The following is a 5,500-nucleotide window of genomic DNA, read 5'->3' as shown; positions in this document are numbered from 1 at the left end:
GGTCGGCGGGAGGCTCGGCGGGGTGGCGAGCTCCGACCCGGCGGCTCCGGCGAGCGCATCGCACCGAGCACCACGCGCGACAGCCCCCGACCCTGGTACCCGGGGTCGACGGCGATCTCCAGCGCGCACGCGGAGTCGGGTTCCACGCCGTCCATCGCGTCCTCGGCGGCCCAGACCGCCACCTGGTCCCAGCCGCTGTCGGGCAGCCTGGGTCGCTCGTCCCGGTCCGCCCGGTAGGCGACCACGATCCCCCGCGCGACGGGCCGGTCGCCGTCCAGCAGCGCGGTCACCAGGTGCGGCCACCGCACGGCCGCCCGCCGTCCCCGCACCAGGAGCGACGCGAAGTCACCCCGCATGAACGCGGGCGAGTCGGGCGGGTAGGGGATCCCGTAGACCGCCTCGACCAGGTCCGGTCGGGAGGCGAGGGTGACGACGTCCACCGCCACGTCCCCCGTCAGGGCACGGCGTTCGCGGCGACGGCCGCCGCCAACGCCTCCTGCCAGTGCCGCAACGGCGTGAGGCCCGCGTCCGCCCAGGCCCGGCCGGACAGCACGGAGTACGCCGGGCGCGGCGCGGGGCGCGGGAAGTCGGCCGTCGTGCACGGGCGCACGCGCTCCGGGTCGAGGCCCAGCTCCGCGAAGATCGCGCGGGCGAAGCCGCACCACGTGGTCTCGCCGCCGCCGGTCGCGTGCAGCACCCGGGCCGGCGTGCCGCCCGACGACACCAGGGCCGCCAGCTCCAGCAACCCGTGCGCCAGGTCCAGCGACCACGTCGGTGAGCCGACCTGGTCGTCCACAACGGACAGCGTGTCGTGCGTGCCGGCCAGGCGTGCCATGGTCTTCACGAAGTTCGCGCCGTGCTCGCCGTAGACCCACGCGGTGCGGACCACCCAGGAGCGGTCCCAGGTGGACAGCACGCGCCGCTCGCCGTCGAGCTTCGTCCGCCCGTAGACCGACCGGGGGCCGGTCTCGTCGGTCGGCTCGTACGGCCGCGTCCCGTCGCCGGGGAACACGTAGTCCGTGGAGACGTGCAGCAGCGGCACGTCGTGCTCGCGGCAGCTCCCGGCCAGGTTCTCCGGACCGAGCGCGTTGACCTCGGACGCCCGGTCGGCGTCGGTCTCGGCCGCGTCCACGGCGGTGTAGGCCGCCGCGTTCACGACCACCGGCCGGTGCCCGGCGTCCCGGGCGGTCGCCGCGAACACGGCCACCGCGTCCGCCACCGCCGAGGCGTCGGTCAGGTCCAGCTCCGCCGACGACGGCGCGTGCACCAGCCCGTCACCGGGCGTCGCCGCCACCACGTCCCGCCCGAGCTGGCCGCGGCCGCCGGGCACCAGCAGTGCGAGCGCCATCAGCCGGCCAGGGCCGCGCGCTGCTTGAGCGGCTCCCACCACGACCGGTTGTCCCGGTACCACTGCACGGTGGCCGCCAGGCCCTCGGTGAAGTCGACCCGCGGCGCGTAGCCCAGCTCGGTGCTGATCTTGGTGATGTCCACCGAGTAGCGTCGGTCGTGGCCCTTGCGGTCGGTGACGGGCTCGACGAACGAGTCCCAGTCACGCCCGGTGGCCTCCAGCAGGCGCTCGGTGAGCTCCCGGTTGGTCAGCTCGGTGCCGCCGCCGATGTTGTAGACCTCGCCGCCGCGACCGCCCTCCAGCACGAGCTGGATGCCGCGGCAGTGGTCGTCCACGTGCAGCCAGTCGCGGACGTTGAGCCCGTCGCCGTACAGCGGCACCTTCTTGCCGTCCACCAGGTTGGTCACGAACAGCGGGATGACCTTCTCCGGGAACTGGTACGGGCCGTAGTTGTTCGAGCACCGCGTGATGCTCACCGGCAGCCCGTGGGTCCGGAAGAACGCCCGCGCCAGCAGGTCCGACGACGCCTTGGAGGCCGAGTACGGCGAGTTGGGTTCGAGGGCGTGGTCCTCGGACCACGAGCCCTCGTCGATCGTGCCGTAGACCTCGTCGGTCGAGACGTGCACGAACTTGGCGACGCCGGCCTCCAGCGCGCCCTGGAGCAGCGTCTGGGTGCCCAGCACGTTGGTCAGCACGAAGTCGGCCGAACCGGAGATCGAGCGGTCCACATGGGACTCGGCGGCGAAGTGCACCACCACGTCCGTCCGGCGCATCAGGTCGACGACCAGCTCGCGGTCGCAGATGTCACCCCGGACGAAGGTCAGCTTGGGGTCGTCGGCGACCGGCGCCAGGTTCGCCTCGTTGCCGGCGTAGGTGAGCTTGTCCAGCACCACCACCTCGGCATCGGCGTAGGCCGGGTAGGCGCCCGCCACCATTTCCCGCACGTAGTGCGAGCCGATGAAACCGGCCCCTCCCGTTACCAGAACCCGCATGCTCAGTGCCCTCCTGACGGCGTTGCTCATCGCAGTCTGTCACGGAGGGCTTCTGTGCAACCCACCTGGTTGTTACAGCGTCTCCCGTATAAGAGGAATGTCCGGCGCGGCCAACCGCCGCGCGGCTAATCTCGAACAGGCAGCCTGAGCGCACGGGGGAGGCAGGCAGTGGACTCCAGTCCGCGCGGTTCGGCCGGTCGATCGGCTGCTCTCCGTGCTCTCGCGCTCACGGCCCGTTCGCTGCTGGCGCTCCTGTCGGCCGCTGTGCTCGTCGTCACGTGGTACGGCTGGTACTACTTCAGCGACATCAACGAGGACATCACGACGACCGACGTGATCGCGTCCTCCGTCACCCAGGACGACGACGGGGTGCCCCGCAAGCCGCTCGACGGCGCGGTCGACATCCTCCTGGTCGGCGTCGACAGCCGCACCGACGCGCAGGGCAACCCGCTGTCGGACGAGGTCCTCGCGCTGCTCAACGGCGGTGTGGCGGACGGCACGCAGAACACCGACACGATGATCCTGGTGCACGTCCCGCAGGACGGCACGGGCGCGGTGGCCATCTCGTTCCCGCGCGACTCGTACGTCGAGATCGCGGACGGGTTCGGCACGCACAAGCTGAACTCGGCGCTGGCGAGGCAGAAAAACGACAAGGCGCAGGAGCTGCGCGAGAAGGGCGTGACCGGCGAAGCCCGGATCGAGCTGGAGTCGACGCTGGCCGGCCGCAAGACGTTGATCAAGACGATCGAGGGCCTGACCGGCGGCGCGATCACCATCGACCGGTACGCCGAGGTCAACCTGGCCAGCTTCTACGAGGTCACGAAGGCTCTCGGCGGCGTCGAGGTGTGCCTGAACCAGGCCACCAGCGACCGCGACTCGGGCGCCGACTTCCCGGCGGGCCGGCAGGTCGTCGAGGGCGCGAGGGCGCTGTCGTTCGTGCGCCAGCGCGGCGGGCTGCCCGGCGGCGACCTGGACCGGATCGTGCGGCAGCAGGTGTTCATCGGCGCGCTGGCCCGCAAGGTGCTGTCCACCGGCACGCTGGCCGACTTCGACAAGCTCGACCGGCTGGTGACGGCGATCAAGAAGTCCGTCGTGCTCAGCGAGGGCTGGAACATCACCGAGTTCGCCTCCCAGATGCAGGGCCTGGTCGGCGGCAACATCCAGTTCCGCACGATCCCGGTGGGCGACCCCACGGACACGTGGACCGACGGCAACGTGCTGCCGGTCGACCCGGCGCGGGTGCGGCAGTTCATCAAGGGCCTGGCGACCGACGAGGACTCCTCGAAGGCCCCCACCACCACGACGACCCCGTCCGGGCCGCCGAACTCCGCGATCTCGGTGAGCGTCTACAACGCCGCCGGGGTGGACCGGCTGGCCGGCAGCGTGCTCGACCTGCTGGTCGGGAAGGGCTTCCGCCGGGGCGACGCGCTGTCCGCGGAGTACGCGGCGACGACCTCGGTCCGGTACGCGCCGGGCGAGCGGGCGAGCGCCGAAAAGGTGATCTCGGTCCTGGGCGGTAACGCCGAGGCCGTCGAGGACGACTCCGTGCCCAGGGGACAGGTCTTCGTGTACGCCGGCGCCGACTACTCGCCGCCGGACCACTCCGACCCGGCGTCGGTCGACGTGACCGGCGATGCCACCGGTGGCGTCAGCGGCACGGAGGGCTCCCCCACCACCAGTTCCACCCCGCCGATCACCGCCGACGGTGTGGTGTGCGTCAACTAGAACATCCCACCTCCTGGTGAACCCGGACGTCCGACCGGCTGAAGGTGGTTAGCCTGATCGGACACCCACCCCGTAGGAGGAACGCCGGTGAAGGCCGCGGTGATCACCGGACGCGTGCTCGTGGCGCTGCTGTCCGCGGCCGTCCTGGCGGCCGCCGGGTACGGCTGGTCGACGTTGCAGCGCGTCCAGGAGAGCGTGAACACGACGGACGTGCTGACGGCGTTGTCGGACGTGCCGAACTCGCCGCCCGTCGAGGACGGCGCGACCGACATCCTGCTGGTCGGCAGCGACAGCCGCACCGACGCGCAGGGCGTGCCGCTGCCCGACCACGTGCTGCGGCAGCTGCGCACCGAGGCGACGGACACGCTGAACACGGACACGATCATCGTGATGCGCGTGCCGCACGACGGCAGCCAGGCGCGTGCCGTGTCGATCCCGCGGGACACCTACGTGCCGATCCCCGACCACGGCTCCGAGAAGATCAACTCGGCGTACGGGGTGACCAAGTTCTTCACCATGCAGCGGCTGGCGGGCGAGGGCGTCTCCGACCTGGCCGAGCGCTCCAAGCGGGGCGACCAGGCCGGGCGGCGGGCGTTGGTGCAGGTGGTGCAGGAGCTGACCGGCATCCGGGTCGACCACTACGCGGAGATCAACCTCTACGGGTTCTACCTGCTCACCGAGGTGATCGGGGGCGTGGACGTGTGCCTGAAGCAGGCCACGTCGGACCCGGACTCGGGCGCGAACTTCCGGGCGGGCGTGCAGTCGATCTCCGGCGGTGACGCGCTGGCGTTCGTGCGGCAGCGCAAGGGCATCCCGAACGGCGACCTGGGGCGGATCACGCGGCAGCAGGTGTTCATGTCGGCGGCGGTGTCGAAGCTGATGTCCGCGGGGACGCTCGCGGACCCGGCGCGGCTGTCCGGGCTGCTGGACGCGGTGAGCAAGTCGATCGTGGTGGACGAGGACCTGGACGTGGCGACGTTCGCCGCGCAGGCGCGCGGCCTGGCCGGCGGGAACGTCGAGTTCGCGACCATCCCGGTGACCGGCGTGGGCACCCTGAACGAGCGCGGTCAGAGCGTCGTCACCGTCGACCCGGCCCAGGTGAAGGCGTTCGTGGCGCAACTGCTGGGCGCCAAGACCCCACCTCCACCCCCACCCCCCACCTCCTCTCCTGCTTCCCCCTCCGCGGGTTCCACTCCCTCCGCGGGATCCACCTCCCCCTCCTCCGCCACCCAGCGCCTGTCCACCTCCCACCTCCTGACCCTGGACGGCCCCCACCCCCGGGCCGCCGCCCAACCCACCCCACCCTGCATCGACTGACCACCGCGAGAGTCCTACCTCCAGCCCGCGAGAGTCCTACGTTCACGCACCCTGAGTTCAACGCTCACGACGAACGGTGTTAGCCGCGAGCGTCGAACTCAGGGGTGACGAACGTAGG

The 5,500-nt window shown here is 71.6% G+C and carries 4 protein-coding genes and 1 pseudogene; 2 read left to right on the top strand and 3 right to left on the bottom strand.

Going from position 1 to position 5,500, the window contains the following annotated elements:
* The 3 genes and pseudogenes from AB0G02_RS13660 to rfbB all read right to left on the bottom strand — a co-directional run.
* Positions 1–440, bottom strand: a pseudogene (locus tag AB0G02_RS13660) (hypothetical protein); the annotation flags it as partial.
* A gap of 14 nt (positions 441–454) precedes the next feature.
* Positions 455–1,348, bottom strand: coding sequence for a dTDP-4-dehydrorhamnose reductase (rfbD, locus tag AB0G02_RS13655; RefSeq protein WP_360793470.1), 894 nt, complete (start codon positions 1,346–1,348; stop codon positions 455–457).
* Positions 1,348–2,340, bottom strand: a complete 993-nt coding sequence (gene rfbB, locus AB0G02_RS13650; protein WP_360793468.1) for a dTDP-glucose 4,6-dehydratase — start codon at positions 2,338–2,340, stop codon at positions 1,348–1,350. Before rfbB ends, rfbD begins: the two co-directional genes overlap by 1 nt.
* A 168-nt stretch (positions 2,341–2,508) precedes the next feature.
* On the opposite strand from rfbB, the gene AB0G02_RS13645 reads away from it, so the two are divergent.
* Together AB0G02_RS13645 and AB0G02_RS13640 are read left to right on the top strand one after the other, a co-directional pair.
* Positions 2,509–4,065: an LCP family protein gene (locus tag AB0G02_RS13645; RefSeq protein WP_360793466.1), complete on the top strand. Its 1,557-nt coding sequence runs from the start codon at positions 2,509–2,511 to the stop codon at positions 4,063–4,065.
* Between the two features lie 87 nt (positions 4,066–4,152).
* Entirely contained in the window at positions 4,153–5,382 is a 1,230-nt protein-coding gene (locus AB0G02_RS13640; protein ID WP_360793464.1) for an LCP family protein, read from the top strand.
* Positions 5,383–5,500: the final 118 nt, after the last annotated feature.

The sequence above is a fragment of the Actinosynnema sp. NPDC023658 genome (genome assembly GCF_040639995.1).
Classification (GTDB): Bacteria; Actinomycetota; Actinomycetes; order Mycobacteriales; family Pseudonocardiaceae; genus Actinosynnema.
This window is presented reverse-complemented; position numbering and strand designations above follow the sequence as displayed.

What these genes read in the sequence shown, in the direction of transcription:
- rfbD (WP_360793470.1), bottom strand. Translation starts at nt 1,348, where the DNA reads ATGGCGCTCGCACTGCTGGTGCCCGGCGGCCGCGGCCAGCTCGGGCGG.
- rfbB (WP_360793468.1), bottom strand. Translation starts at nt 2,340, where the DNA reads ATGCGGGTTCTGGTAACGGGAGGGGCCGGTTTCATCGGCTCGCACTAC.